Raw genomic sequence first — 26,987 nt, 5'->3', positions numbered from 1 at the left:
GATAAAAATTATGTTAAATGAAAAAGAAATTCAAACACTTGTTAAAGAAGGCTTTGACCTCAGTTTCATCGAAAAAATCCAACCTCAAGGCGGCATTACGTTTCCTGAAGACCGAATGGTCGCAGGGGACGGTACCTATGCTTGCCTTCACATCTATCAATTAGCCAAACGGCCAGCGCCATTTTGGTTAACCACGATCATGAACAATCAAAATTCAATCACAAAATTCGATCTAGCGCCGATCGACAAAGAAGTCATTTTAAGCGATATTGACAAAGCTATGCGTGAATTAGACTCACAAGCAGAAGAAAACCGAACCCGTACCCAACGAAACGAAGCAGTCAATGAGTTTCGTTCTCTGGAACGTTACGCAAATGAAATCAATCAAGGCGACGAAGTCAGTAAAATGGTCGATATACGTATCTATGTGACTGCAGATACACAAGAAGAGCTTGAAAAGGAAGTGGGTGATCTTAGACGTTCGCTCAAAGCCATGGGCTACAAATCCGTTTCTTATATTGGCAAACAAGCTCAAGAATGGCTAGCTTTCTTTCAAAGTTATTCTGAACAACAAAATGAACCAGGCAGTAAGGAAGGCATAACCGTGCCAAGTTCTGCGATCGGTGGCGGTTATCCTTTTAATCACCAATTTTTAAATGATACGGGTGGTGGCTATATTGGGAAAACAGACACAGGTGGGTCATTTATCTATAATCCGTACATGATCACTGCACTTAGAAAATCATTTAGTTCTATGCTTCTTGGGAAATCTGGTATGGGAAAATCGACGTTACTGAAGCTAATTGAGGAATTGTTATATGGCAAGCGGACGATCATTCGAGGGTTTGAAAAAAATCGAGATTGGTATAAATTGATTCAGTCGCAAAACGGGAAAATTTATGATCTTTCTGGAAAAGAAGGCATGTTAAATCCGATGGAACCACTAGCCACAATCACCGATACTAGCGGTAAAGTAATCGATGAACTGAACAGTTACTTGCAGCATAGAGCAACTTTTTTTAACAAAGTGCGCTTCTTAAATCCTGCTATGCGTTCAGTAGATATTCTCGATTTTGGTAAGATCATGGATGATTTTTATATCTCTTACGGTCTATTACCTGAAAACTATACACAGAATCAAAAAGATATTCATATCATTGGATTGGATCCTTCAAAATATCCTACAGTTGGTGAATTCAAGAAATTCGTTGATCAATTTGTGGAAAGTGGCTATAAGGATCGTGTGACAGACGTCAAAATGGTGGAAATGGAAAACTTTCAAACGGTGATCACGTCAATGTGCGAACAATATGGGTCGATCTTCAATGGACGCAGCACGTTTCGAAATATTGATGAAGAAGATGTCCTTTTCTTTGATATTGAAACGATTGGTCACTTTGACGATGAAGTGTACAAATGCATGCTTTATACGGCTATGAATATCGTTTGGAACCAGGCACTTAAAAATGGCCGGAAACAAAAAATTGCTTTGGAGAATGGCGATATTACTCCTGATGAAGTTCGATTCTTTGCCTTTTTCTTGGATGAATGTCAAGAGATTCTAAGTCCTGACACGGTATTTGTTGTTAAACAAGTCGTGAAATTTTTAAAAGAAATGCGGAAGTTTTCGGCCGGTGCTTTCTTTGCGACACAATCACCACAAGAGCTATTGCCTGAAACGTCTTCTGATGATTACATTTCAAAAATCAAACAAGTCTTTGAATTATGTAATGCGAAATTCTTTCTACAGCTGGATGCTTCAGTCAGTGAGACAATGAAAAAAGCAATGGGAAATCTGTTGACTGATGGACAGTATGAAGACCTGGCATTACTCGAACAAGGAGAAGTAATCGTCAATTTAGGAGGAAATAACAACTACAAGATTAAAACGGATCCTGATCAAGAACAGTTGAAACGATTTGCAGGAGGTCATTAATAAAATGAAATCGAAAATAATTAAATTATTGGCAGGAAAAGCAAGTAAGAAGGAGAAAATCCAACTCTTACTTGCTTTTTTAGGTAGTTCTACCGCTGTTTTAACTGCTCTAGCTGTTGTGGTAGCCAGCTTGCTTCTCGTGATCTTTATCGGTGGTGCTTCTCAGACAACATCGACTGATGGAGGTATTGAGGGGGGCGGAATTAGTGTCTCAGAAATGACGATGCAATGGAAAGATAAGGTCACAAAAGAAGCAGAGAAAAACGGGATCCCTGATATGGTGGATCCCTTACTTGGCATTATTGAAGCAGAGACGGGTGGAAATGCCATTCGTTATCCTGATGTCATGCAGTCCAGTGAGTCACAAGGAAATGCCCCTAACACGATTTCAGATCCTTATACGAGCATTGAAGTCGGTGTAAAGTATTTCGCTAGTTTGGTTAAAGCACATAAGGATATGGATTTGTTAAATCTCATTCAGGCCTATAATTTTGGCCCTGGTTTCTTGTCCTTTTCGACAAACAATTACGACTTAAATCGAGCGATCGCTTTTTCGAGTAAATACGCTCACGGCGTACAAGTGACCTACACGAATCCGATGGCGGTAAACCTCGGTTATACCTATCGTTATGACTATGGAAATATGTTTTATGCCATGATCGTTAAACAATATCTAACACCGAAAAGTTCCGGCCTTCCTGGTGGAAGCAGTGATATGGCGAAAGTCGCTCAAGCAGAAATCGATGAAGGTTTGCATGTCGGAGGACAAAAATATTGGTCATGGTATGGCTATGGTGGCCGTGTTGAATGGTGTGCAGTCTTTGTTTCCTATGTGACCGCAAAAGCAAATGTGAACATGGAAAAATTCGCTTATTGTCCCACTGGTATTCAAAATTTCAAACAAAAAAATGAATGGCAGCCAGTCGGTGTGGAACCAAAAGATGGTTGGGTGATCTTCTTTGATTGGGACGCAGATGGCATCAGTGACCATGTGGGTATCGTAAAAAACTACTCAAACGGCACGGTCTATACGTTGGAAGGAAACTCAGGAGACAGCACGAAAGAGCGCAATTACGGCAAGACTAGTCAGTATATTATGGGTTATGGCACACCTAAATAAGTCATAGAAAAGGAGCATAACAAAATGATAAAAGAAGCTTTTAAACAGTGGAAACATGAACTAAAAGAAGAGCATTTACAAATTAAAATCCAAAACAAATGGTTCGAAGAACTAAAAAAAACAGACCTTTATCGACAACTTAAGAAGTACAAATGGTTGAGGAATGGATCTATTTTGATCGACTATATCATTTTAGTCGGGTGCTATCTATCTATTTACACGTTGCCAGTTAGTAAACTAAATGCTATTTTGGGTAGCCATATTACAAAAGTAACCTATCAAAATATTGTATTTATTTATACAATTTTAGTTTTATTACTGATGATTTTCTCTGTTTTCTTTACTGTAGTTCTATCTAAAGACAAGCTGAAGGATGTTCGGGTGCTAAATAATATGCTTATTTTTTTCTTGTTTGGCGGTGTAAATTATTTGTTGCTTTGTTTGGCCTGTATCATTCAACCAGCATACTTATTGTTCGTTTTAGGACTAGGTATTGTAAAAATAGTCATTCGAATATGGAAGGATCTACAAAGAGAAGCCGTCTTCCTATCTTATAACGAAGCAGAGAAAGAAGATTTGATCGGTCATTATAAGCGTCATGGCATACGATTTGAAATGGGAGATGAGCCACGTATTTATCGAATGGACTATTTTCAAGAAGAAAATAAAAATGAGGAGTTGAGATCATGAGTTATCAACGATTGAGCGGTATTTTAATACTTGGTTTATTAGCTAGCTGGGGAGTTTTTGGACTCTTTATCTGGCATTCAAGCAAACAATCAGAAGCTGTTTCAGAAACCAAAATTGAACAATCTATTGAAGAAAACCATTCGGAGCCGGACAATAGCAGCACGGTTGTTCCTACTGAAAATCAGGCATCAGAAACCGTTGAAAGTGAACAAACAAATCAATCAACGGATGAAAAAAGTGCCGTTGTGCAAGACTTTGTGACGACCTATTTCAACACAAAAGATGAACCATTTATTAAAGATCGTGTTTCGCTGTTGAACGAAAAGAAGTTGATTACTGATGAATATAACCAAGAAATGAAGCTATCGATTGGGGATATGGACAATGAAGATGCCAAAATGAGCGTAGAAGATCTACGTGTTTATACGAACGATGATCAAACCTATTTCGTCGTTTTTGATCTCAAATATGAAGGATTGGATTCAAATCAAGTCCTTGTTTATGTAGCATCTGCGCACGTCAGTGATTCGAATCAAATCGATCATTATGAGCTGATCGCAACAAATACCAAATTAAAAAAGGGGGATGAATGATGGTTATTTTCGGAAAAATCTCTCACTTTATTTCTTCAGTAAAGGAAATGAAATCGAAAATAAAACAAAAACATTTTCGAACGAAGACACAAACATACACCAAAATATTAATGGCTTTTGGTTTTTTATTTCTATCGATCATCGGGCAAGCTGTGTTATCAAAACCAGCAAATGCGTATTCGGAATCGTCAGTTGAAAAGCCGATTCCTTTTGATGCAGGAGAGGTCACAGTACTAAAAAAACAATATTCACCAGTTAGTAAAAGTTATCGAATGGATATTTATGTCGATTCAGAAGTCGATCTTGTATCTGATGGAGAGCCAGTTACAAAGGCAACTGTCGTCACAAAAGAAGAGATCAATACACCGTTAAAAGTAGAAGTAATTCCCGTTTCTGAAAATTATTTTGTTCTTTTAGCACAAAATATCGACGATGAATTCGGCGCTTTGCGGTTTGATGTTACGTATAAACGATCCAAAGATTCCGATGAATCAGCGCTTAGTCTGTATGGATCCCAAGAAAAATCGACGATCGTTAAAAGTGATCTTTCAACTTTAAGTCAAGCTGAATTGAAAATCAGCGGACTTGAAAATGATATCCGATTACAGCAGCTAAACAGAAAAGTGATTGAGGAAGAGAACAAATCTCTTGTCGAAGAAATCAAAAATACACGAGAAAAAATTGCTTCTTTCACTGAAGAAAAAGAATATCAAGTCGGAGAGCAGTTAGCAAAAACGGAAGATTCAATCACCACTTTGGAGAATACGATTGAATCATTTAAAGGGAATATTTCAGATAATCAAACGAAGATTTCCGATATAGAAAAGACAATTCAGTTGATTAATGAAAAGATTAATGAATTAAAAAAATAAACTTTTCGTAGTCTAAATCGAATTAGTAAGAAAAAAATAAAGAATGGTGGAATACCATGGCAAAAGAAAAACTACAAGTTTATATCGATCTAGAACATAGGGAAGCGTTGGAAGAATTAAAACTCTGGTTGCACGTAGATGAGAGTGTAAAAGACGGTGCGCTGATTCGATATATCATAATCGATTTGTTAAATCGTTTGCGAAGAGAAGAATCATTTGAAAAAAAAGTGCTGGATTCTTTGTCTGTTTTGTCCGTAATGACGAATGCAAAGCTAGAACAAGATCATACAAAAATTCAAGATCTTTTTTCTTCTGATGTGTATCAAGAAGCAGTAACAATGAGCAAAAAAATTGTTCGAAATAAAAATTATCGGTTCAAGAATAAGAAAAAAGTTCAGATTAATCAGGAAAATAAAGACAATAATGTTGCCAAAGAAGATACAAAAAAAGAACTCAGTTTCGAAGAAATGGTCGCTCCGTTTCTCCACAAAAATACCTAGTAGCTGGATTTTTTTCAAAAGAAAATGGTAACAGCGAAAGTAGTCGCAAAGTAGTCAAAATAGCTAAAATGACTACCTGAGTAGTCGTAGTAGTATTCATGGGAGAATACAAAAAAAGAGGCAATGATATCACTTTGAAATCTCTTAAAACCCAATAGGCACAGCCTATTTTCCACCTTCTAACCAGAAGGTGGGGGTATCTACCTTATGCTCTTTCATTACTTGGGGCTATTTATCCGAATTTACAACCTACAATCAGAGATCTATATTACTATTTTTAACTTACTGAAGGAGAAAACTATGAAAGAAATTGTTGTTCGATTCGAGCATGATGAAACATTAACGTATCTTACTAGAAGAGCCAAAGAATTGTCTGAGCGGTCAGGAAAAAAAATCTCGAGGAATCAATTAATTAACATGATTATTGAAGATGATATGAAAAAATTTTTATCTCAAAATAGAGAAGTCGATATGCTTAAAGATAGTTTGGATGATTTTAAGCACATTCTACAACAATACGTTGATACGAATAATGCGCTTTTGTATCGTGCATTTGAATCTGATGGCATTTAAATGAATGAGGTGATCACATGGCACAATCTGCTGGCTCTTATATAAACCTAATAAGCGTTTTTGTCCTTTCGTTTGATTCTGAGTATGTACAGTATATGGATCGAGAAGATAAGAAAGTGTATCAAGAAAAAGATCTTTCTGACTTTGAAACGGCCATGACGAATGACGATTCGAGTCAATCATTTGAAGGCTATTTGGATTATATGGATCGAAAAAATGCGTTACTTGCTCAATCAAAATTGACAGATGAAGAAAGAGTATCGCTAGGAGAGATCAACAAACGTCTCGCTGATTATTCGACTTTATCAAAAGCACAAATCGAGATCATGCAAAAGGAAACCCAAGAAAAAATATGGTCACTGAATACAGGGATGTTTGATTTCAACAATGATGATTTGACGCAACAAGAAGTTGAACAATACAAAGAATTATTCGATCGAGCGAACAAAAATGAATCTGTTTTGTTTCAAGATGTGGTGACTTTCGATACAAAAGCATTGATTGAAGCAGGCTTATACAATCCATATTCAAATGAATTAAAAAGGGAACCGTTGATCATGGCCGGTCGAAAGATGATGAACGTTCTTTATGAGAAAGAAAAATTAAATGGATCAACAATAAGTGTCGGTGAGATCCATTACAATACGGGTCACTTTCACGTACATTTTGCGACGACGGAAGTCGAACCTACCCGTGAAATGATTTTTGTCAAAGAGAATAATCGTTATGAACGAAAAGGGCAACGTTCCTATGAAACATTAGAAAAAATGAAATCCACTTTTGCGAATCTCATTTTTGATCGATCGAGCGAATTGGAACGATTGAATGATTTGAGAAATGGTCTGCGTAATGAAATAAAAACAGAAATGGCAACACCAAAAAAAGAAAGTGTTTTGTTACTTGAGGAATTAAAAGCGCAGCTGCCGGAGAATCAAAGCAAGTGGAATAGTAAAAACTTAACGCCAGAAAGTCGAGAAACAATGAACCAGCTGATTGATTCATTGATGAAAGACAATGGCCACTTTGAAGAATTCAAACAGCTGGCAAAAGAGGAAGACATTTTCAAGAAAGCTACTTATGGTGAGGGAGATCCTAACAAAGAGAAAAAATCATTTTACGATGGCCGAATGTACGGGCCGGATGGCATCTACTATCGATTAGGAAACAGTATCCTCCAAGAACTAAAAAAGGAAAATGATTCTTCCCCACAAGACAAACCTTTCCATCGATCTTCGGTATCAGGGCAACAAAACCCTAACAAAGAAATATACAATAGAATGAAACAGGAGTACTTCAAGGGGAAGGAAACGAATGAAAGTCGATCACCGCCAAAGGGAAATCCAAGTGAGCGAACCAAACCATTTAAGGAATCATTTAAGTATCGTCGGTCGGTCACAAATCAAGTCAAACACCTGGAACGGGTGACGAGCAATGAATTTGATCAATTCAAAAATAAAGTAGCCTTTGAAAAGCTGCAACGTGAAATCGAACAAGCAAAAATGAGTCAAGAGTCAGACCTATTCAATTAGGAGAAAGAGGAAAGTCATGGAAAATTATTACTTTATCAATAGCGTGGATCCAGAGAACCAAACGATGCGTATTCAAGAAGTGGGTGCTGGCGAAATGAGTGCGCAACAGGTACGTATCACGAAAGAGGATGCCGATGTTTATTCTTTAATGTTGAATGAAGCAACGCAAGAAGGGGAGCCGTTGATCGTTCAGCTGGATCTAAAGTAAGGTCAAAACCGGCTGTAGAAAAATTTTTTTCGACCAGTACAAATAAAAACCGATTTTCTTTTTTTAGAAAGTCGGCTTTTAATAAACGAAGCTAATTTAGTTGAAGTAATTGCTCAATAATCGAAGAGCTGCCTGGTAAAAATAAAAGTAGACTACCTATGACTAACAAGATCCCTAAAACAAAACAGGCTATTACAAATTTGGTTGATCTAGATACTTCTTTATTTGAAACACTTATGATCAACAAAGTTATGCCAACAGCTAACGTTAAAAAATACCAAAATCCCATTATTATCGCCAACTTTCTTTAAATAGTTTTTATTTTTAAACTGTTAAATAAATTTTATCATATGCAATAAGAGCTAATCCTTGTGCAAGAAAAATATATGTAAAGTTTAAACTTTCTTATTTCAAGGAAACTGATAGATTAATTTCAAAATTGATAGAGCCGCTTTCAAATAGTAAACAGAATAAAAAAAGAAGATCGGCGAAAGCCGGTCTTTTTTTGGAGGGAAAGTTGATGGAACAACAGGACAATGATCGACAAGAAACGGACAATAGTCGATTAGCAAGAGCAAAAAGAAAGTTGGAACGTCTGAAGAGAGAGTACAGTGCGCAAATTTCAAGAGTCTTTGACCATCAAGCACAAACAAACGGTCAGCCGATGAATGACAAAGCAAATGGCCGATCTTTTTTTAATAGGCAAGAGCAGCTGGAAGGTAGGGCTAGAACTTTGCTTCGTGAAATAGAAGCACAAGAGGAACGAATCTCGATGCTGGAACACCAAAAGGAACGCAAAGAACTCGGCCTAAATAATCAAGGCGGTTTAATCATGAGCGTTGATAATATTCCAATGATCAAAGCAGAAATCGAACAAGCAAAGCAAGGAAACTCGATGTATTCGGCCGCAACAATTCGGAAATACGAAAAGCAACTGGTGGAGTTAGAAGAATTGAAGCGTCGATCAGAAAGGGCGGATAAACATATGAATGAACAAGCGCAAAAAATGATTGAAAGTGGACGTCTGACACAATGGAAAAAAAATCCAATGATCTACTTTGTAAAAGGCTATCGAAAACTGGCCGTTGAATTAACGGAGGCGGGAACATTCGAACCTTCTCAACGGTATGCGGCAAAAACGGAAGCAGAACAGTCGGTCATTTCTGATATTTTAAGCGAACTAAAATTTAACACTGAAGAAATACCCAATGCTACAAAAGATCAAGAAGCTGCCTTGAACCATTTCTACCGAGTGGAATTTAATGAGGGGTCGGAAAGCATTCGTAATTTTGAAGGAGAGATCGTTTCACAACCTTTGATCGAAGAAATCAAACGTTTAGATCGACCAATGGAAAGTGGGTATTACAAATTTTACTTTCAGGAAATTAAAGATGGAGAAATCGTCGATGCGTTTCGTTTAGACGTCGGGGACGGGGTCAATAGTAACCAAGACTATTATAAAAAGCTCGAATCGTTAGCTGCACAAGATAAGACAAATGCCGTAACAAACGAACGTCCAAAAGAAGGCGTGAACTCAGGAAAAAATGATGCAGTTAAAAAGAGAAAATCAGCCGATGAACTAAAAAAAGAAACAGACCAACTCGTCAAAGACGCCATGGAAAATATCAAGAATCATTTTGATGATCCGGAAGACGTCTTAGAATTAGGTGCGTTTATGAGTAAGTTTTACAATTACTCACTAAAAAATACGGCATTGATCCAAAATCAATTACCGCATGCCCACGCTGTTGCCGGTGCGAAAAAATTCAAAGAAGCTGGCTTTTTTATTCGAAAGGGAGAAAAAGCCATACGGGTTTTGGCGCCAACAACTTATAAATGTTTTATCAATGAACAGGGACGGTCACAGTCATTATCGAAAGCCACCAAGCTACAAAAAGAGAAGATTCTCAAAGGAGAATTGAAAACGGAGGAAAGAAGAGCATTCAAAAACGTACCGGTCTTTGATATTAGTCAGACGACGGCCACAGCTGATGATCTGCCGAAAATTTTCCCTAATCGTCCTTATAACTTTGATTTGACGAAGGCCACAAACACAAAACTGTTATACCAATCATTAGAAACCTATGCCTTATCAGAAGGCCTAACGATCATTGATGATCTAACGACTGTTACGCCAGTGTTAGGAACTGCAAAAGGGGCATATGGTCAGGGTATCGATGGCTCAGAAATGCTTTTCATGAATCCTCGGTTTACACAAGCAGAACAAGTGCCAACCATGATCCACGAATTGGCACATGCAAAACTTCACTCAAAAGCGAGTAATTCGACTTATTCTAGCTCAGTCAAAGAATTTCAAGCGGAGCTGGCTGCGTACATCGTTGCCCACCATTACGGCATTGATACGAAAGAAGAATCGATTCCGTATATTGCGGCTTGGACAAAGAATGGACAGACCGTTGAGGATAAATTGGCTCAAATGGAAGAGGTGAAAGTGTTCTCTCGCCAAATGATTGAACAGATCGACACGCAACTGGTGATCCAACAAGAATTGGAACAAAAAGAACAAGAGCACGCGCCCACGGTAGAAAAACAAAAGCTGACCAAATCACAAAAGACGTACAAAACGTTCTCGGAACAGATTGCTTTTGCGAAGACGGTATCGATCCTAGATATCGCTCATAAAAATGGCATTGACTTAAAAAAAGATTCTGCCAAACAATATCGTATTGCAGACAATCATTCTGTAGTTATTACAGCCCCCAAAAATTTGTTTATTGAAAATAATGGACATTTTGGCGGAGGGCCGATTGATTTTGTCCAAAAGATTGTTGGAATTAAGGACTTTAAAGAAGCCGTTAGACATATTACAGACAATGATTATGACGCAACGGAATTTGTACCAGAAGAAAAAATTGACTACAAATATGATAAAGAAAATGAACGGCCTTTTGTTCGAGCAAAAAAATATTTAATAGAGGAACGCTGCATTGATGAAGAGCTTGTCAATGTTCTTCATAACAAAGGGTTTTTACGACAAGATAAACGTAATAACCTAGTATTGATTTGGAATAATCAAGGGGAAATCTGTGGAAACAGTGAAAAGGGAACGATCAAAGACTCAACCTGGAGAAAAATCGAACCAGGTTCCGATAATTTTGTTGGATTTAACGTTAGAAATGGCGAACCTAAACGGTTGAAATTCTTTGAAGCTGGCGTTGATCTTATGAGCTATATGACACTAAATAAATCTGATCTGCAGGATACCTGGTTTGTCTCTATGGAGGGGTTGAAGCCGGAAACGGTCTACTATTATCTTGAAGAGTCACAGCGTGTAGCGCCTTCAGGAGTTGAAGAAATATCCTTCTGTGTCGATAATGATAATTCTGGGAAAGAATTTTTGGAGAGATTTGAAAAATTCACCTACAATCAAAAAGAAAAACAACCGATTGAATTTCAAGCAGAGTTTCCGCAAGCTCCGATCGGACAAGAAACACAAAAATGGGATTGGAACAATGAGTTGGTCTATCAAGTGAACGAGGGCGAGAATCCAAGAAAAAAGTCTCTCGAATCTGAAGCCGCATTGAGTTTATAAAGAAGGTGAAATGATGAAACGAATGATTTTTACAATCATTCAGGGAATAGGGATGGCCGTTGTGCTGTCCCTTCTTAGTATGTGGATCGGCGAACAATTTTTTTCAACGTATCTTCCTAGACTTCCTGAAGCAAGACACGGAATTTCCATTTCTGCCGCAACGTTCTCTATTGTATTGGCACCGATCATTGAAGAATACTTGATACGGGTCAAACTATTGCCTTTTTTGATTCGACGAACGAATTTGCCAGCGGCAGTCTTTTTCTCTAGTTTCATTTTTTCTGTTTTACATGGGCAGGTTTTTCTACTGCCCTATTTTTTAAACAGCCTGGTCTATTCCTGGGTTGCTCTCAAAACAAAAAAAGCCTATGGATCGATGATCGTTCATAGTGCTTATAATTTTATCGCCCTGATTCCTGGTTTATAAGAAATTTAAACCATTTTTAGTTATACTGATTATCAATCAAAAAAAGAGGTGTGTACGTATTGACTACCGTAATTTTAGCAGAAAAACCAAATCAAGCAGCTGACTATGCTAGTGCGTTAAAACATAGCGTAAAAAAAGATGGCTTTTTTGAGATCCAGGATCCACTTTTTTCAGATGAGACCTTTATCACGTTTGCCTTCGGTCATTTGGTCGAATTAGCAGAGCCAGGACATTATGATGAAAAATGGAGGAATTGGGCATTGGATGCATTGCCTATCTTTCCGCAACAATACGATTTTCAGGTCGCAGCTGACAAGAAAAAACAATTTAAGATCGTTTCTGGACTGCTAAAGAAAGCAGATACGATCATTATTGCAACAGATAGCGATCGTGAAGGAAGTAATATAGCATGGAGTATTATCCATAAGGCAAACGCATTTAACAAAAATAAGACCTACAAACGCCTATGGATCAATAGTTTGGAAAAAGATGTGATATTAGATGGATTTAAACATTTAAAAGAAGGCGCTGAGGATATACCCGCCTATCAAGAAGCACAGACACGGCAAATCGCTGACTGGTTGATCGGAATGAACGCCAGTATGCTTTACACATTAAGCCTTCAGGCACAAGGAGTTAAAGGTACGTTTTCTTTGGGACGTGTTCAAACACCAACGCTTTACATGATCTATCAACGCCAACAACTGATCGAGAATTTCAAAAAAGAACCCTTTTATGAAATTGAATCATTGATCAATACAAAAAATGGCTCGTTCAAAGCCCTATTAAGCCCGTCACAACGTTTTTCTACTAAAGAGGAGCTACTTTCCTTTGTTTCTTCTAAGGGCGCTGCAATCGGGACACAACCAGGCACGATCAAAGACCTTCAAACCAAAATGAAGAAAACGAATAGTCCCAATTTGTTCTCATTGAGCAGCCTGCAGTCAAAAATCAATCAGCTGTATAAAGCAACAGCTATTCAGACGTTGAAAGCCATGCAAGGACTGTACGAAGCAAAATTGTTGAGTTACCCAAGGACAGACAGCCCCTTTATTACAGACAGTGAATTTCAGTATCTAAAAGCAAATTATGACAGTTACGCCCGCTTTCTATCCATAGATGAACCTATGGCACAAGATCAGCCTAGAAAGCGATATGTCGATGGCAGTAAGGTGCAAGAGCATCATGCCATTATCCCTACAAAACAAGTTGCAAGCCAAGCGACGTTTGATCGGCTGGATGATTTACAGAAAAAGATTTACTTATTAGTCATGAAAACAACAATCGCTATGTTTCTACCTGATTACGCTTATGAAGAAACTGTGATAGAAACCAACGTATCAGCTCTTTGTTTCAAAGCGACGGGAAAAGTGCCAAAAGTCGAGGGATGGAAGATCTTATTCAAAGCCGATACCAACAAGGAAAACGAAGAGAGCCAAACATTGCCAGCTGTGATGATCGGTGAAGCGATTCAAGCAGATGTTAAAAGCGTGGCGAAAGAGACGCAGCCACCGAAACCATTTACTGAAGGTACCTTACTTGTAGCTATGATGACGGCTAACAAGACCGTAGACGATGAAGAAGCGATCAAGATCCTTCAGGAAATCGAAGGTATCGGTACCGAAGCGACACGAGCGAATATTATTGAAACACTGAAGCAAAAAGAATATATCAAAGTAGAAAAAAATAAATTGATCGTTACCGAAAAAGGAAAATTATTGTGTCAGGCAGTCGAAAGCCAGCACTTATTGACGAGTGCTGAAATGACGGCAAAATGGGAAGCGTACTTAAAGAAAATCGGGAAAAAAGAAGGGAATCAAGAGACTTTTATTGCCAATATCAAGAAATTTATCGTGCATTTGATCGAACACGTGCCAGGTGATGTTCAGAAGTTGAATTTCCATACCTACCAAGCGGAAGTCCAAAAAGAAGCTGATAAGCAGACGATCGGTAAATGTCCGAAATGTGGCGGAAATGTGGTGTTGAAAAAGTCTTTCTACGGTTGTTCGAATTATCCCAACTGTACGTTTACGTTATCTGATCAGTTCCGGAAGAAAAAATTGACGAAAACCAATCTGAAGGATTTGTTAGTCGGGAAAGAAACCGTGGTTTCAGGAATCAAAAAGGCAGATAAGACGACCTATAATGCAAAAATCAAGTTGAGCGATACGGGACAGATCACTTTTGTATCATTTGTCAATGCGCCAAAAAAAGCAAAGAAAGTAGGGAATAAAGCATGATCAATAACGTCGTATTAGTAGGAAGATTAACGAGAGATCCAGAATTAAAATTTACACCGAACGGTGCTGCAGTGGCCACGTTCACTTTGGCCGTGAATCGAAATTTTACCAATCAAAGCGGTCAAAGAGACGCTGACTTCATAAATTGTGTCATTTGGCGTAAACCAGCCGAAACCCTTGCCAATTACGCCAAGAAAGGGACGCTTCTCGGCGTGACTGGACGTATTCAAACAAGATCTTACGATAACCCACAAGGGCAGCGAGTGTACGTCACAGAAGTCGTAGCAGAGACGTTTCAATTAATGGAATCAAAAGAGGTGTCTGAGCAGCGTGCGAATGAGACCAACGAAACAGCTGAAAAAAGCAAACCGACACCGCCGCCGCTACCTAAACAAGAAACGGATCCATTTGCACAAAGCAGTTCGGCCATCGATTTATCAGATGATGATTTACCATTTTGAGATACAAAGACGAAAAAAGACCTGGAAACCCCAGGTCTTTTTTGATATAAAATTCAGGTTCAAACGACAACTGTTTGTATCACCTATCATGAAAAGAGGAATAATGTGCGATTATTTGATGTTCACCAATTTGAATTACCTGAAAAAGAGGTGATCGATTGGGAAAAAACCAAAGGAGAGATTGGATCGATGCTCTCTAGTTATCTTGTTTCAAGAGAAAGGATGGGATTGACGAGGATGCCGCCGATCCATTCAACTTATTCGCTCTTAGACCAAGATATACCAGAAATCAAACACTCTAGCTTTGTTCAAGAAAATCAGCAGTTCAAACAAGAGTTTCTTTATTTTCACCACTTGTTTTCTTTGGGTCTGACGGCCATTAGCCATCCATATAAACCAGAAATCACCGATCGGAGACGAAAGATTTTTTTGATGCGTTTTGTCTACGGATTATCAATCAATCACGTGAGTGATCGGATCCATTATCAGAAAAATGTGATCGTCGATGATTCTCAATCCGGTTTACTGCAGTTTGCGAATGCTTTGTCTATCCTGGCTTTAAAAGAACAAGAAATCTCTGCCTGATCCTAATATTTTTTCTATCGATCACTTCGGGTTGTGTCAGCAACACGGTTTCTGAAGGAGCGGTGGTGGTGGCTGGAGCGACTGAAGGAACAAGCATTTCACTCGAATTTAGACATAAAAAAACGCTAAAAGCCTTGATAAATCTAGGTTTTTAGCGTGGGGTATGGTATAATATAAGTACAGTAAAGTTTGTGACGGTGGCTATCTTTTGAAAGGTGGTGATGCTTATGAAAGTAAGTGTTCACTCTTTAGAAAGGAGAAGTCTTTTGTCTGTAGCTGAAGCATTAGGGCTAATGATTAGTTTCGGTTCTTTAATCGCAACGATCATCTTTGGCATCCTAACAGCAGTGAAAAATGACAAAAAAAAATAACCGTCAGCTTTAGCAGGTCAGCGGTTATTTTTTAACTTAAATATCTGCCACCGTCTTAAACGGTGCTGTAGGGGAGTTGTTAGCGCAACTCCTCTTTACATAGTAATTATAGCAATATTTTAGTGAAATATCAACCTTTTGCTCTACAGACGTGCCTTGCACGTCTATTTTTTTTGCCCTCCTAAGTGGTGGAGGCGGCTGGAACGTGGAGGGCAAAAAAGATCGCTTTTCTTTCTTAAAAAAGGTCTAAGCACCACCATTGTTCCGAAATTTAACCAACCATTATCTCGGTATTCTTAATCCATCAGGTACTTGAAATACCTTTCATGCGCATGAAGAAACTGAGTGAACAATGGAAAATGGTACAACAGAAAATAAAGGCACCTTTTTAGATCTTTTTTCAGGAATCGGAGGATTTCGTTTAGGGATGGAACAAGCTGGCTTTCGATGTGTTGGGTATTGTGAGATCGATGGCCATGCCAGAAAAAGTTATCAATCAATTTTTGACACAAAACAGGAGGTAGAAATGCATGATATCACAAAACTTTCAGATGAATTTATTCGAGGAATCGGACGTGTGGACATTATCACGGGAGGATTTCCGTGCCAAGCTTTCAGCCTTGCAGGAAAAAGAAAAGGTTTTTCAGATACTAGAGGAACTCTCTTTTTTGAGATTGCACGCTTCGCATCTATCTTGCGACCTAAGCTTTTATACCTTGAAAACGTCAAAGGACTCCTCAACCATGAACGAGGGGCTACGTTTGAGACGATCCTCCGAACCCTGGATGAATTGGGGTATGACGTGGAATGGCAACTGTTTAACAGCAAAGAGTTTGTCGCCCAAAACAGAGAGCGTGTATTTATTATCGGACATCTTAGAGGAGCAGGTACCAAAAAGATTTTTCCTCTCACAAGAGAAGAAGGATCAGCTGATCAAAAATCAGGAAGGATCCATTTAGCTGGAACGACACATGCAGCGAATGATTTAAGTCGATTTACACGAGAAAGAACGTACTATACGGACGGTCTGATGGGGACTTTGACCGCAACGGACTACAAAACACCGAAACAAATCGTTGTTGGCAACGTCAATCCAAGCGGTGGCGGAATGAATGGCCAAGTGTATGACGCTTCAGGACTTAGTCCTACGATCACCACAAACAAAGGAGAAGGAAATAAAATTGCGATCCCGATCCTAACGCCAGATAAAGCTACTGTTCGTCAAAACGGCCGTAGAATGAAGGAAAATGAAGCGCCGATGTTTACCTTAACCACACAAGATCGTCACGGAATTATCGTGGCAGGGTCGATCGATGGTTCCTATCGATCAGCTGCAGCGATCCATTCCGTAGAAGGGCTATGCCCTACACTTACCACCATGAGTGGTGGCGGCCACGAACCCAAAATACTGGTGAAAGAAGCCACGAAAAAAGGCTATACTGCAGCACTACCAGGCGATAGTATTAATTTCGCTTATCCTAAATCTACAAAACGTCGGGGACGTGTTGGAAATCAGCAAGCAAATACCGTCGTTACAGGTGATCAGCAAGCCGTAGTAACCGATGATTTTCAGATCCGGAAACTAACACCACTTGAATGTTGGCGACTGCAGTCGTTTCCTGATTGGGCCTTTTTGGCAGCGAAATTCGGTAATAGGCAGATCGCTGAAGAAATAATCAGTCATGGGCTTGATCACTATAACTGCAGATACGATCAAAAAACTTCGGACAGTCAGCTGTACAAACAAGCTGGAAATTCGGTTACTGTATCAGTCATTTATTTCATAGCAAAACACTTTCAAATTGGCTAAAATCAACTTTTTTGACAACAAAAACGGATATTGACCCAACAAATCAATCAGTAGAATAAACGTATCAAGACTTGAATAAAAGATTTAGGCCTGAATCGTTAGGATGAACCAAATGATTCAAAAAGATACGATTTATTTTGAAGATTGTTTAGAAGGAATGAATAGAATACCAGATGATTCGATCGATGCGATCATTTGTGATTTACCGTATGGAACGACAGCTTGTGCATGGGATAGTATCTTGCCTTGGGATCGCTTATGGAAGCAGTATTTGCGAGTCATAAAACCTGAAGGTGCGATCGTTTTATTTGGTGCAGAACCTTTTTCTACTCAACTGCGAATGAGTAACTTCAAGGATTACAAGTATGATTGGTATTGGATGAAAAATACGGCGACCGGCTTTGCATTTGCGAAAAAACAGCCGATGAGATCAGTGGAAACGATCTCTGTATTTTCCAAAGGATCTGCTATCTATTATCCTCAAGGATTGCAACGGATCCAACAACCTAAGATAAGAGTCAGAAACACCACGGAAGGGTCGATTTATCAGTCAGAATCCTTAGCAGAAAAAGCGTATGTCCAGGAATACACAGGTTATCCGAACAATATTTTGCGTTTTGATAAAGAATCAATGCACACTTTCCATCCAACTCAAAAACCAGTGAGTCTATTGGAATACCTGGTTAAAACATACACTAAGAAAGGAGATCTCATATTAGACAACTGCATGGGAAGTGGCACGACGGCGGTTGCTTGTCTAAATACAGAACGTCACTTTATCGGTTTTGAAACAAATGCCGAGTACTACACGAAAGCAATCGATCGGATTCAAAACAATGTGACCCAGCTGGATCTTTTCGAATAAAATAAAAAAAAGACGATAATAGATTGTCATTATCGGTATACCGTGGTATAATAAATACAACGGTATACCGATATATTTGATTTTTAGAAAGGATCTATAACTATCTGAAGATCCGGTATACGAATAAAAAAGGGAGGGATCACTACTGAAAAATCAAAAAAGCACTTATTCTGAGTGGGTCAGAACAAGTGCAAGTAACAAATCCTTTGACGGGAATGCTACTACTCAAAATATACCATAATTGTGAGTAGTGGCAAGTTTAAATTGTCATACTCCTTTCAGGAGGAAAAAAGATGTACGCAGATAAAGATAAGATAGAATGGTTGCTTTTTGAAAGTGGAAAATCATTGTATGAAATTCAAAAAAAATCAGGAGTTGCCGCAACAACTGTTGCAGATCTTGCTCATAAAAGGTCTTCTATAGAAAGAATGCGATTTGATAATGCCGCCAAGCTTACAAAACTTGCGGATCAATTAAAAGAAGAAACCACTGAATAATCAGAGCTTGATCTTGTAACTCCTTGTCTCTAGGAGGAAAAATAATGAACGCCGTTTTAAATAAGAAAAAATGTACTGTGATATTTGATCACTATGAAGATAATAACAATGTAGCGATTCAACTGGTTAAGAAAAGAAGAGGTCAGTCTGAAGAAGAGCTGATTGCCACGGCCACGGTGAACACGAGTACCGGAATCAAACAAGATTTCGTCGCAATCAAAGGGTGGTCTGAAAATACGGGCATTGAAGAGGTACTGATAGCAGCTGGTGTCATTTGTGAGGAAGCTGTAGGAGCAATTCCTTGTGGCATGGCTGTTGCAAAAGTCTTTCCCCTTACGAAAGAAGCAAAGGAAGTCATGAAAAACAATCAGTAGAAAAGAGTCAATTCAAAGATAAAGCGAGTGTGGTTTCACTCTCGCTGCGTCTTTGATTAAATCTATGATCGTTTCAATGAAGGAGAGTGAGTTATGGCCATTGCAAAAGGAAATACGCGTCTTCCTGTAACGCTTAATGAAAAGAGTAAGCAGGGGCTGAAGCACTTGAACACCAAGTACAAGAAAAGTGAATCGAAATTAATGTGTATCGCTTTAGATATGTTGCTTGAGCAAGAAAAAGCGGGATTTGAGATTCCTGCGCTCAGAAAGTGACCGCACTTTATTTTCTATTTCATTGAAGTGCTATCACTTATCAGTGAAACCGTTATCCAATACGTGGTAAACTAAAATCAGACAAAAGGTGAGATCTAATGGATGAAAAAGCCAAAAAGAAAATCGTAAAATTATTAGCTCTTGCCAATGATGCCAATGACGAGGAATCGATGTCAGCTTTAGCAAAAGCACAAGAGTTGATGCTTCAGCACAATATCGATGAATCAGACGTTTTTCATTATAAGCAAGAACAAAAGTCAGAAGTAGTGATCAATACGGTGATTTATGAAGGCCGGCCACAAAAATGGCTTTACCGATTAGCGAGGATCATTGCTAAAAATTTTCGTGTCCGGTATTATTATCAGTCCGGAAAACCGATTGAACTTCACTTTGTTGGGATCGTGTCCGATGTACAAATTGCTCAAATCACGTTTGAGTACGCCCGTGGTAGTGCCAGCTATTGTGCAAGGCAGTTTCTTCAGATGCCTGAGATCAGACGAAAATACAAACGGAAATGGCAGTTAAAACAAGACTATTTGGAAGGATACTTGAAAGGTTTGTCGGAAACATTTCGAAAACAAGTGCTGACAAACGGTTATGAATTGGCTTTGCAGGTACCTGAAGTGGTTCAGGCTGAAGTCGAAAAAATTGGACTGGTACCTGGTAAAGATACCTCTCACAACGTGAGGGATCGGGAAGCATTTTACTCCGGTTATGCAGAAGGTGTCCATTTTAAGGATAAGGATCGATTAGGTGCTTAATCGTATGTTGAAAGGGGACTTATAAAGATGGCTGAAGAAAGACAATGTTACGGTGGGCAATGGAAAGTACCAATAACGCCCTACAATCGACGCTTATACTGGCCGCCTAGCTGGATCAAATGTGATTGTGGTGAGTTAGCAAAACAAGTTCGTGTCAAAAAAGGTGACGTTCTTTATCCTAATGGTCATTATTTATGTAAAGAGTGTCAACGAGAGTACCAGAAGGTCGATGGAAGAGATCACTTTATCCTGGTCAAACCAAATGAAGAATGATGTAGGCGGTAAACTATCTTCTATTGAAGATAGAAGAAAAAAGGTTTGGACAGTGATCGTTTTCAACCATTTTTCTAAGGAATTGATGGGCTTTTTGAGTAACGCTGCGACGGTTGAAAATTTGCAATTTACGCAAAGAAGAGAAGAGTTAGGTATTTTTAAGGAGAACGAAGCAAAGGCAATCCTTGATGCCATACTTGCGCTAAAAGATGAAGAGGATGTGATCCGCAAAACTTTTACAGATAGCGGTCATGTAGACTGGGTATCTGTAAAGTATTTTGATTTTGAAATTGCAAAAGTAACGTTTGAGTAATTGCTGAAGGAATGGTCAAAACCGATTAGAGGAGGAACAATGATGGAGGAATTATTTCTAAACAAGGAACACATTGCAAGATTTAATTACATGATGGAAGAATTGGGTTTTATAGATCTTCGAGATCCTTATTGGCGTAGCTTGGTTTTTATATTCACTGGTGATGAAAGATTATTTAACCAACGTCGCTCGATGGTTAATTTTGTCCAAAAAGAAATCAATAGTGACCTATGGTTTGATGGCACTTTATCCGGTGGGGAGCAACGACTGGTTGCTTTAGCCTATAACTTGTTTACCAATCAAGATTTCTATGAATTCGAAGATGGTAAGAGGTATAATATTTCGCCATTAGAAGTATTTTCTGGTGTTGATGAAGCTGGCTATCAGGTGGCCAAGAATGCGATTGATATGAGACTACAATTCTATTAAATTAATCATGATATCAAAAAAACAGACCAATGAAATGGTCTGTTTTTTTTGCCTATTCAATTTAAAATGAGTGTTTGATTTCGATGTTAAAAGGTTTGATTAGTCCTAATGATTGCATTGCGTAAGCATAATTGTTAGCAAAACCTACTTTAATACTTTCGTAATTAGAAGGAGCAAAATCATAAACGTCTGTTACTACACCAGTTGTTTTAACCGATCCGTTTGACTGTCTCACAAATGAATATGAATATTTAACATTGTGTAATGCATAGTACTTGTCTCCACTTGTAAAAGCAAATGATCCTTTTATTGTTTTTGTCTTGCTTGTTCCACGCACCCAAGCTTTGTATTCTGAGTAAAAGCTCCCTAAAATATCATTACCAGATACAACGTTTTTAGCCCAAGCATTTCCGTTAGATACATGTTTCGCAGGTGAAGGAGATAAGAAACTAGGCACTTCTGCATATTTCATATACATAGCAGTATTAGGATAGCCTTCGTTTCTAACAATCGCAATCCCTGCTGCCCAGCCGGACCTAGCAAGTTTGATAGGGTCAACAGCTGCACGGCTAGTTGATACTCTACTCTCAGATGTATTGACTAGTTCATTTGCTGAAACAAGAGCTTCTTCAAGCTGCGTGGGATCAATTGTCGCAGATAAAATGAAATCTGATATCGCCTTATTCATTTCTTGAGAACTAATTATGCCACTTTGTTTACAATTTTCAATGATTTCGTTAATTGTATCTTGATTACCAGAAGATTCAGCAACATAATTATCAATCAAACTCTGTGTTTCAGGAGTGATTTCTAAATTTGAGCTATTTGAGATAATCGGTTCTGAAACTTGAGGATTACCTTTAGCGATCTCATCTGCCAGATTGTCGGCAAAAGTTGTTACTGGATTTGAGAAAAATACCAACATACCTCCCATAATAGTAATTGTTCCTAACACTTTTTTAAACATATAAACACCCTTTTCTTTTTTGTATATTTTTAAGAACTACTCGACTCTATCAAAATCATTCTTTTCTTTAAGATCCAAATGAAAGGATAATTTATCTTGTAGATCTTTAAAATCTTGATAATTTGAAAATGTTGATAACTCTTCAGTATCCATATCATATATATAGTATTCGCCATCATAATCTTGAAGAACAACATATTTTTCGTTCCAATTTAATTTATCAACTTCATCTACGATTACTTCCATCTGATGGATTTTTCTATTTTTAACAAAATCGCTCGTTGTAGCAGATGTCTGTACAATGTCATATGTATCGTTAATCACAATAGTGAACGAGCTATTTGTGACTGATGGAAACTCATTCCCATCTAAGACAGAGCAACCAGAAAAGATGAAAGACATAGCTAATAATGTTGAAATGATAATTTTTTTCATTATATACCTCAATACTTTCTAATTAACAACTATTCAAAAAAATATTATATACATAAATATAACTAAATTTATTTTTTGGACTATTTTATCGTCCGGTACATTATAAATAACTGTGTAAGGAAAAAAGAAAATCAAACCGTAGAAGATAACTTATTTAAGAAGCCTACACTTCAATATTATGGATATGATTTGCTAGGATGATCTAGAAGTGTTAGTGAAGAACAGTTTTTGTCAGTAATAAATTCTTATTCTGCCGATTGCAGTAATAAAAAAATGCGAAGCTTTATTTTTACTTTCATAAGATGTATTATATATTAGACTTGAATATTATTCAAAAGGAGATATATGAATGGCTTCAAATTTTAATAAGCTGCCATACCATTTGAGAAAGTGGTATGCATGGTTATATATGGTACCTCTAGTTTTAATCCTGATAGATATAACCTTAACTGAGTGGTTGGATGGTTACTCATTATCAGCGTTGTTTTTAATCCTATATGGTATAAGTTTTTTCTTTTCTACAAAAGCAACTATGGGCAGGAAACAATGGATTATATTAGATACTATCATATACGTATTTTTACTGGCGGTTATTTATATATTTTACAAATAGAGAATAATCTTAAAAAGATAAGGTGGACTATTATGCTAGGATTGAGTAAATCAGAATATCAAATTCTTTATAGTCTTTATGATGTCAATCAATCGTTAACTAAACATGAGATATTAGAAAAAATGCCTGAATTGAACAAGAATACAGCCGCTGTTGTGATACGAAGTTTATTCGATAAAGGATATTTGGAAGTAGGAGAGATTAAATATTCGCAGACCGTATTAGCACGGGCTTACAGGCCGAGTATCCCTTTTATAGATTTTATAAAAGGCGAATACGGAGAAACGGCTGTAGAAAAATTAGTTAATCACGCAATAAGCTCTTTGATGACCAAACAACAAACGGAATATTTTTCTAATCTTATAAATGAAAGGAAAAATATGATAAATAAAAATAGTTGAGTTTTTCATATTTAGAAAACTATTCAGGGAACGATAAAAGGGTCAGAAACTTAAAAGAATCTGATCCTTTATTTTTCCGTAAGCCATAGGTTTTTTTACAGTAGCTCAATTAATCAGAATCATCAATTTATACACTGAAGTCTAATAGTTATATATGTTAAATAAAAGCTACCGATAGATTTATTTGCGAATGAGGAAGGAGATAACAGATTGTGAGTATAGAAGAATATTGGATTCAAATTGGTAAACCAAAAACTATTTACGACCCACAACAAATAGAAATGTTTTTGAATAAATTCATTTCAAAGACAAACGGAAACTTAAATCTGGACACAATCCATAACAATGAATTCAGTGATAACATAGTTAGAATAGAAAGAGACGGAAGTTTATTCAAACTATACTGGAAAGATTATAAAAAAATTTTTGATAAACAAAAAATCGATTCTGCTACCGAAAATGAAATAGAAGAGGTAATAATCAATGGTAGATTCACATTTATCTACTATTTAATGGATATTCATAAAATCTCTATAGATATATGGCCTGAACGTGGACTCTATGTTATATTTCACTGCAACTATTTACCTCAAAAAACAGCTATGAAATATTTAAAAAAAATTTTTTTATTTGAGAATTTTGATTCTGAAAACATTGAAATTAAAGAAACAAGAAGAAGAATTTTTTTCTGTGACAATAATAATTACAAGCATGAGTGTGTGATCGATATTTTACCCATTAGCAACTCGATACTATTTCAAAAAATAAAACCATGGAATACTGGTACATCTCAAGCTATTTTAAAGCTTACAACGCTTACTGAAATAATTAATCCTATATATAAGAATAAACAGCAATTCTCAAAATTAACTGATGATGACGATAAAATTAGATCCATGATAAGTGACTTGCGTTATTCATTGGAAGGATTAATAAAGTTTTATTTCATTACAAAAGCAATAGAAATAGGCATGGATGAAGCAAATTCCGTCAGTTGGAACTCTGTGATAACAGATATTATAATAAAATTTGGTTATAATATGTTATCTGATTTAAAAAGAGGTTTAAACTTGATGGGTATCAATTTGGAGCAATCTTTTATAAAGGATTTAAATACGTACTCTCATTACTCCGGTTGTTTCCCTACAAAAACTACTTTATTGGAGTGTCACGAAAAATACTGTAATACGCTAGAAGATCTTTTTGACTTATCGGAGTATAAAATAAAAATAGATTTACTAAGGTATAATAATGAATAAAAAGCTTAAAATTATTAGATTATGCTATATTTTATAAGCAAATATAATAGAAAGGGGTGTTTACACAAGTGGTAAGCAATGAATTTATTAAGTGTAGCATGTGTGATACTACAATTAATCTTAGAATGCAATTGGGTTATTTTGATATCCCGTTTCATTTGAATTGCCCGAAGTGTAAAACTTCTATTGATGGTAAAATATTTCTTGAAGATGTAGAACATTATGAAGTCAGTGTCAACAATGCTTACTTAGTACGTGACTATGATTCCATTTTCTATTCAGTAGAACTATCAGCAGAATTTCCTACAAGAAAAATAATAAAAAAAAATATGGAAACCGATCGTTTTGAAGAATCTCCTTACATGAGATCATTCCAATGGTATCCTGATCCCCTTGAATCTCAACAACTCATGAAAAGGGCAATGATTTTTGCGGATTACTATAGAACTGAATGGTACGAGTTAAAATCATTTTTTGAACTTTTTTGGAATAATCAAAACCATATTCTATATAAGAAATTAAATGAAGAATTACCTAAGCATCAACAGCTTGGTGTTACAAAGGTAGCCAACAATCTAGATGCTTGTGTATGCTTACATCAACTACTAATTACGACTACAGGAATTAGTAATATCTTAGAAAAAAAATCCCTATCCAAATATAATGAGATAGGGAGGAAAATTCTAACGGATAAAGATAATTCCTTAGCATATGAAGAATTTGCAAAGAAGATAGCAGATAAATTCACTCCTGTAGAGAGAAAGGCATTTAATTTAATAGAATCATTTGCGAAAATATATGAGCAGTTGATTCCTGTTATAATGCTAAAAAAGGCCAATACTTTCGATAGAGTGGATAAAGAAAACTATGGAATAATGACTGCTAACTTTGAAGAATTGACTTCATTCTATGCAAAAAGCTTTGAGTGGATACTTGAAAATATAGATTTTGTCATAGGATTAAACAATATAGCTGTAAGAAGAGATCACAATTCGTTTAAAAAAGAAAACAGAACATTCGAAGATTATCTGAAGGTTTTAAAAGGAAATAAAAAAGACTGGATGAACAAAGAAGAACCTTTCAGTATACCTCTCCAGAGCTTAGATACTAAAAAAAGGAATGCTATCCAGCATTTTGATAGTGAGATTGACTATGTCACACAAAAAATAGTATTTAAAGATAGAGATAATGTTCAAAGCATTTATCTGATTGAGTTTGCTTCACTTTGTGTTGATAATTTTGAGTTAATATTTTATATATTAGAGTTAGTGTACAGTTTGAGAAAAATCTACTATATTAAGCAAAATTTTATTCCACATTTCAAGCAGTTTCCAGATCCTGATGTAGTTCGAAATTCGCCGAATTCAAAAAAGGTAGGACGAAACTCACTTTGTCCATGTGGTAGTGGAAAAAAGTATAAGAAATGTTGCTTGAAATAGGCACAGAAATTCAAATGATTAATTCGTTTTTAATTCTATAAACAGTTTGCCTAGTAACATTATGATCCTTTGCAATTCTTGAAATAGCAATTCCATTTTTAAGATCCTGAACGATGCTTTTATAAACAAGGCGACGTTGGGGATCTTTTGTGTCTGCACTGTATAACTTAGGCCGACCTTTATAAACGCCATTCGCTTTAGCAATCTTAATTCCTTGAGCCTGACGTCTTTTAGATTCTGTCCGTTCTTGCTCGGCAATCATGGCTAAGATTTGAATAATCAAGTCTTTGATGAATTTATCCAGAAGAGGATTTCCGATTGCTTCAGCCATGATTGGTAAACTCGTGATAATAAGCCGCACATTCTTCTTCTTTAAATAATTAACTGAATCGATAATCTCGTCATAATTTCGTCCAAGTCGATCGATTGCCTCCACAATAAAAATATCTTGCTCTCTGACAAAATCTAAAGCTTCCTGGAAAATTGGACGATGACTAATAGTCGCTCCAGATTGTTTCTCTATGAAAAATTTTTTAGCACCAAACTTTTTCATTTCTTCAATTTGACGTTGTTCATTTTGATCAATCGATGAAACTCGGATATATGCAATTTTCAATAAT

Annotated in this window: 30 protein-coding genes; 27 read left to right on the top strand and 3 right to left on the bottom strand. The window is 37.0% G+C overall.

From position 1 onward, the window contains the following. Nucleotides 1-10: 10 nt before the first annotated feature. The 24 genes from IGK85_RS16870 (at nucleotide 11) to IGK85_RS16755 (ending at nucleotide 21,253) form a co-directional block, all read left to right on the top strand. On the top strand, nucleotides 11-1,936 hold the full coding sequence (locus IGK85_RS16870; RefSeq protein WP_200127098.1) for a VirB4 family type IV secretion system protein: 1,926 nt from the start codon (nucleotides 11-13) through the stop codon (nucleotides 1,934-1,936). Nucleotides 1,937-1,940: 4 nt separating this feature from the next. Continuing rightward, on the top strand, nucleotides 1,941-3,056 hold the full coding sequence (locus tag IGK85_RS16865) for a lysozyme family protein (protein WP_429972368.1): 1,116 nt from the start codon (nucleotides 1,941-1,943) through the stop codon (nucleotides 3,054-3,056). Between the two features lie 24 nt (nucleotides 3,057-3,080). Continuing rightward, nucleotides 3,081-3,746 (top strand): hypothetical protein, encoded by a 666-nt coding sequence (locus tag IGK85_RS16860; protein WP_429972367.1) that lies wholly within the window; start codon nucleotides 3,081-3,083, stop codon nucleotides 3,744-3,746. 377 nt (nucleotides 3,747-4,123) lie between these two features. Beyond that, nucleotides 4,124-4,339 carry a hypothetical protein gene (locus tag IGK85_RS16855; RefSeq protein ID WP_429972406.1) on the top strand — a complete coding sequence of 72 codons (216 nt, stop codon included), beginning with the start codon at nucleotides 4,124-4,126 and terminating at the stop codon, nucleotides 4,337-4,339. Beyond that, the gene (locus IGK85_RS16850; protein WP_429972366.1) at nucleotides 4,339-5,211 is read left to right on the top strand and encodes a hypothetical protein; all 873 of its coding nucleotides are present in this window, start codon (nucleotides 4,339-4,341) and stop codon (nucleotides 5,209-5,211) included. Before IGK85_RS16855 ends, IGK85_RS16850 begins: the two co-directional genes overlap by 1 nt. A 56-nt stretch (nucleotides 5,212-5,267) precedes the next feature. Then, on the top strand, nucleotides 5,268-5,711 hold the full coding sequence (locus tag IGK85_RS16845) for a hypothetical protein (RefSeq protein WP_429972365.1): 444 nt from the start codon (nucleotides 5,268-5,270) through the stop codon (nucleotides 5,709-5,711). A 300-nt stretch (nucleotides 5,712-6,011) separates the two neighbouring features. Then, entirely contained in the window at nucleotides 6,012-6,284 is a 273-nt protein-coding gene (locus tag IGK85_RS16840) for a hypothetical protein (RefSeq protein WP_428214247.1), read from the top strand. A 17-nt stretch (nucleotides 6,285-6,301) separates the two neighbouring features. Beyond that, a complete protein-coding gene (gene mobP2 / locus IGK85_RS16835; RefSeq protein WP_429972364.1) occupies nucleotides 6,302-7,813 on the top strand; it encodes a MobP2 family relaxase in 1,512 nt (503 codons plus the stop codon). Between the two features lie 16 nt (nucleotides 7,814-7,829). Next, the gene (locus tag IGK85_RS16830; RefSeq protein WP_207490835.1) at nucleotides 7,830-8,021 is read left to right on the top strand and encodes a hypothetical protein; all 192 of its coding nucleotides are present in this window, start codon (nucleotides 7,830-7,832) and stop codon (nucleotides 8,019-8,021) included. A 520-nt stretch (nucleotides 8,022-8,541) separates the two neighbouring features. Beyond that, nucleotides 8,542-11,574, top strand: coding sequence for a DUF3991 domain-containing protein (locus IGK85_RS16825; RefSeq protein ID WP_429972363.1), 3,033 nt, complete (start codon nucleotides 8,542-8,544; stop codon nucleotides 11,572-11,574). Nucleotides 11,575-11,587: 13 nt separating this feature from the next. Next, complete coding sequence (locus tag IGK85_RS16820) at nucleotides 11,588-12,001, top strand: CPBP family intramembrane glutamic endopeptidase (protein WP_272017728.1); 414 nt, start codon at nucleotides 11,588-11,590, stop codon at nucleotides 11,999-12,001. A gap of 59 nt (nucleotides 12,002-12,060) precedes the next feature. After that, complete coding sequence (locus tag IGK85_RS16815; RefSeq protein ID WP_429972362.1) at nucleotides 12,061-14,241, top strand: DNA topoisomerase 3; 2,181 nt, start codon at nucleotides 12,061-12,063, stop codon at nucleotides 14,239-14,241. Then, nucleotides 14,238-14,702 (top strand): single-stranded DNA-binding protein, encoded by a 465-nt coding sequence (gene ssb, locus IGK85_RS16810; RefSeq protein ID WP_429972361.1) that lies wholly within the window; start codon nucleotides 14,238-14,240, stop codon nucleotides 14,700-14,702. Before IGK85_RS16815 ends, ssb begins: the two co-directional genes overlap by 4 nt. Before the next feature lie 105 nt (nucleotides 14,703-14,807). After that, a complete protein-coding gene (locus IGK85_RS16805) occupies nucleotides 14,808-15,287 on the top strand; it encodes a phage transcriptional regulator, ArpU family (protein WP_016612331.1) in 480 nt (159 codons plus the stop codon). A 227-nt stretch (nucleotides 15,288-15,514) separates the two neighbouring features. Further along, the gene (locus tag IGK85_RS16800) at nucleotides 15,515-15,658 is read left to right on the top strand and encodes a putative holin-like toxin (RefSeq protein ID WP_080542687.1); all 144 of its coding nucleotides are present in this window, start codon (nucleotides 15,515-15,517) and stop codon (nucleotides 15,656-15,658) included. Nucleotides 15,659-16,010: 352 nt separating this feature from the next. Continuing rightward, nucleotides 16,011-17,468 (top strand): DNA (cytosine-5-)-methyltransferase, encoded by a 1,458-nt coding sequence (dcm, locus tag IGK85_RS16795; RefSeq protein WP_429972360.1) that lies wholly within the window; start codon nucleotides 16,011-16,013, stop codon nucleotides 17,466-17,468. A 112-nt stretch (nucleotides 17,469-17,580) separates the two neighbouring features. Continuing rightward, nucleotides 17,581-18,333 carry a DNA-methyltransferase gene (locus IGK85_RS16790; protein WP_271814713.1) on the top strand — a complete coding sequence of 251 codons (753 nt, stop codon included), beginning with the start codon at nucleotides 17,581-17,583 and terminating at the stop codon, nucleotides 18,331-18,333. Between the two features lie 293 nt (nucleotides 18,334-18,626). After that, the gene (locus IGK85_RS16785; RefSeq protein ID WP_086373464.1) at nucleotides 18,627-18,830 is read left to right on the top strand and encodes a hypothetical protein; all 204 of its coding nucleotides are present in this window, start codon (nucleotides 18,627-18,629) and stop codon (nucleotides 18,828-18,830) included. Between the two features lie 44 nt (nucleotides 18,831-18,874). Beyond that, a complete protein-coding gene (locus tag IGK85_RS16780) occupies nucleotides 18,875-19,204 on the top strand; it encodes a hypothetical protein (RefSeq protein WP_207490841.1) in 330 nt (109 codons plus the stop codon). 93 nt (nucleotides 19,205-19,297) lie between these two features. Continuing rightward, on the top strand, nucleotides 19,298-19,477 hold the full coding sequence (locus IGK85_RS16775) for a hypothetical protein (RefSeq protein ID WP_429972359.1): 180 nt from the start codon (nucleotides 19,298-19,300) through the stop codon (nucleotides 19,475-19,477). A gap of 98 nt (nucleotides 19,478-19,575) precedes the next feature. Further along, nucleotides 19,576-20,238 (top strand): DUF2786 domain-containing protein, encoded by a 663-nt coding sequence (locus IGK85_RS16770; RefSeq protein ID WP_429972358.1) that lies wholly within the window; start codon nucleotides 19,576-19,578, stop codon nucleotides 20,236-20,238. A 27-nt stretch (nucleotides 20,239-20,265) separates the two neighbouring features. Further along, the gene (locus IGK85_RS16765; RefSeq protein WP_200127073.1) at nucleotides 20,266-20,511 is read left to right on the top strand and encodes a hypothetical protein; all 246 of its coding nucleotides are present in this window, start codon (nucleotides 20,266-20,268) and stop codon (nucleotides 20,509-20,511) included. Further along, nucleotides 20,468-20,824: a hypothetical protein gene (locus tag IGK85_RS16760; protein ID WP_429972357.1), complete on the top strand. Its 357-nt coding sequence runs from the start codon at nucleotides 20,468-20,470 to the stop codon at nucleotides 20,822-20,824. Before IGK85_RS16765 ends, IGK85_RS16760 begins: the two co-directional genes overlap by 44 nt. Nucleotides 20,825-20,866: 42 nt before the next feature. Then, nucleotides 20,867-21,253 carry a DUF6075 family protein gene (locus tag IGK85_RS16755; RefSeq protein ID WP_429972356.1) on the top strand — a complete coding sequence of 129 codons (387 nt, stop codon included), beginning with the start codon at nucleotides 20,867-20,869 and terminating at the stop codon, nucleotides 21,251-21,253. A 61-nt stretch (nucleotides 21,254-21,314) separates the two neighbouring features. Here IGK85_RS16755 and IGK85_RS16750 read toward each other — a convergent pair whose 3' ends face one another. Together IGK85_RS16750 and IGK85_RS16745 are read right to left on the bottom strand one after the other, a co-directional pair. Beyond that, nucleotides 21,315-22,220 (bottom strand): hypothetical protein, encoded by a 906-nt coding sequence (locus IGK85_RS16750; RefSeq protein ID WP_429972355.1) that lies wholly within the window; start codon nucleotides 22,218-22,220, stop codon nucleotides 21,315-21,317. Between the two features lie 36 nt (nucleotides 22,221-22,256). Beyond that, nucleotides 22,257-22,655 (bottom strand): hypothetical protein, encoded by a 399-nt coding sequence (locus tag IGK85_RS16745; protein WP_269924546.1) that lies wholly within the window; start codon nucleotides 22,653-22,655, stop codon nucleotides 22,257-22,259. A 546-nt stretch (nucleotides 22,656-23,201) separates the two neighbouring features. Here IGK85_RS16745 and IGK85_RS16740 point away from each other — a divergent pair. The 3 genes from IGK85_RS16740 (at nucleotide 23,202) to IGK85_RS16730 (ending at nucleotide 26,367) form a co-directional block, all read left to right on the top strand. After that, nucleotides 23,202-23,669, top strand: coding sequence for a MarR family transcriptional regulator (locus IGK85_RS16740; RefSeq protein ID WP_260663669.1), 468 nt, complete (start codon nucleotides 23,202-23,204; stop codon nucleotides 23,667-23,669). A gap of 212 nt (nucleotides 23,670-23,881) precedes the next feature. Beyond that, nucleotides 23,882-24,928 (top strand): hypothetical protein, encoded by a 1,047-nt coding sequence (locus IGK85_RS16735; RefSeq protein WP_429972354.1) that lies wholly within the window; start codon nucleotides 23,882-23,884, stop codon nucleotides 24,926-24,928. A 68-nt stretch (nucleotides 24,929-24,996) separates the two neighbouring features. Beyond that, nucleotides 24,997-26,367, top strand: coding sequence for a YecA family protein (locus IGK85_RS16730; RefSeq protein ID WP_429972353.1), 1,371 nt, complete (start codon nucleotides 24,997-24,999; stop codon nucleotides 26,365-26,367). Nucleotides 26,368-26,377: 10 nt separating this feature from the next. Here the strand turns inward: IGK85_RS16730 and IGK85_RS16725 are convergent, their stop codons facing one another. After that, a complete protein-coding gene (locus tag IGK85_RS16725) occupies nucleotides 26,378-26,983 on the bottom strand; it encodes a recombinase family protein (protein ID WP_429972352.1) in 606 nt (201 codons plus the stop codon). Nucleotides 26,984-26,987 lie beyond the last annotated feature (4 nt).

Origin of the sequence: Enterococcus sp. AZ015 (assembly GCF_050499225.1) — a bacterium.
Lineage (GTDB): Bacteria > Bacillota > Bacilli > Lactobacillales > Enterococcaceae > Enterococcus_D > Enterococcus_D entomosocium.
This window is presented reverse-complemented; position numbering and strand designations above follow the sequence as displayed.

What these genes read in the sequence shown, in the direction of transcription:
- IGK85_RS16870 (WP_200127098.1), top strand. Translation starts at nt 11, where the DNA reads ATGTTAAATGAAAAAGAAATTCAAACACTTGTTAAAGAAGGCTTTGAC.
- IGK85_RS16865 (WP_429972368.1), top strand. Translation starts at nt 1,941, where the DNA reads ATGAAATCGAAAATAATTAAATTATTGGCAGGAAAAGCAAGTAAGAAG.
- IGK85_RS16860 (WP_429972367.1), top strand. Translation starts at nt 3,081, where the DNA reads ATGATAAAAGAAGCTTTTAAACAGTGGAAACATGAACTAAAAGAAGAG.
- IGK85_RS16855 (WP_429972406.1), top strand. Translation starts at nt 4,124, where the DNA reads ATGGACAATGAAGATGCCAAAATGAGCGTAGAAGATCTACGTGTTTAT.
- IGK85_RS16850 (WP_429972366.1), top strand. Translation starts at nt 4,339, where the DNA reads ATGGTTATTTTCGGAAAAATCTCTCACTTTATTTCTTCAGTAAAGGAA.
- IGK85_RS16845 (WP_429972365.1), top strand. Translation starts at nt 5,268, where the DNA reads ATGGCAAAAGAAAAACTACAAGTTTATATCGATCTAGAACATAGGGAA.
- IGK85_RS16840 (WP_428214247.1), top strand. Translation starts at nt 6,012, where the DNA reads ATGAAAGAAATTGTTGTTCGATTCGAGCATGATGAAACATTAACGTAT.
- mobP2 (WP_429972364.1), top strand. Translation starts at nt 6,302, where the DNA reads ATGGCACAATCTGCTGGCTCTTATATAAACCTAATAAGCGTTTTTGTC.
- IGK85_RS16830 (WP_207490835.1), top strand. Translation starts at nt 7,830, where the DNA reads ATGGAAAATTATTACTTTATCAATAGCGTGGATCCAGAGAACCAAACG.
- IGK85_RS16825 (WP_429972363.1), top strand. Translation starts at nt 8,542, where the DNA reads ATGGAACAACAGGACAATGATCGACAAGAAACGGACAATAGTCGATTA.
- IGK85_RS16820 (WP_272017728.1), top strand. Translation starts at nt 11,588, where the DNA reads ATGAAACGAATGATTTTTACAATCATTCAGGGAATAGGGATGGCCGTT.
- ssb (WP_429972361.1), top strand. Translation starts at nt 14,238, where the DNA reads ATGATCAATAACGTCGTATTAGTAGGAAGATTAACGAGAGATCCAGAA.
- IGK85_RS16800 (WP_080542687.1), top strand. Translation starts at nt 15,515, where the DNA reads ATGAAAGTAAGTGTTCACTCTTTAGAAAGGAGAAGTCTTTTGTCTGTA.
- dcm (WP_429972360.1), top strand. Translation starts at nt 16,011, where the DNA reads ATGGAAAATGGTACAACAGAAAATAAAGGCACCTTTTTAGATCTTTTT.
- IGK85_RS16790 (WP_271814713.1), top strand. Translation starts at nt 17,581, where the DNA reads ATGATTCAAAAAGATACGATTTATTTTGAAGATTGTTTAGAAGGAATG.
- IGK85_RS16785 (WP_086373464.1), top strand. Translation starts at nt 18,627, where the DNA reads ATGTACGCAGATAAAGATAAGATAGAATGGTTGCTTTTTGAAAGTGGA.
- IGK85_RS16780 (WP_207490841.1), top strand. Translation starts at nt 18,875, where the DNA reads ATGAACGCCGTTTTAAATAAGAAAAAATGTACTGTGATATTTGATCAC.
- IGK85_RS16775 (WP_429972359.1), top strand. Translation starts at nt 19,298, where the DNA reads ATGGCCATTGCAAAAGGAAATACGCGTCTTCCTGTAACGCTTAATGAA.
- IGK85_RS16770 (WP_429972358.1), top strand. Translation starts at nt 19,576, where the DNA reads ATGGATGAAAAAGCCAAAAAGAAAATCGTAAAATTATTAGCTCTTGCC.
- IGK85_RS16765 (WP_200127073.1), top strand. Translation starts at nt 20,266, where the DNA reads ATGGCTGAAGAAAGACAATGTTACGGTGGGCAATGGAAAGTACCAATA.
- IGK85_RS16760 (WP_429972357.1), top strand. Translation starts at nt 20,468, where the DNA reads ATGGAAGAGATCACTTTATCCTGGTCAAACCAAATGAAGAATGATGTA.
- IGK85_RS16755 (WP_429972356.1), top strand. Translation starts at nt 20,867, where the DNA reads ATGGAGGAATTATTTCTAAACAAGGAACACATTGCAAGATTTAATTAC.
- IGK85_RS16750 (WP_429972355.1), bottom strand. Translation starts at nt 22,220, where the DNA reads ATGTTTAAAAAAGTGTTAGGAACAATTACTATTATGGGAGGTATGTTG.
- IGK85_RS16745 (WP_269924546.1), bottom strand. Translation starts at nt 22,655, where the DNA reads ATGAAAAAAATTATCATTTCAACATTATTAGCTATGTCTTTCATCTTT.
- IGK85_RS16740 (WP_260663669.1), top strand. Translation starts at nt 23,202, where the DNA reads ATGGATTATATTAGATACTATCATATACGTATTTTTACTGGCGGTTAT.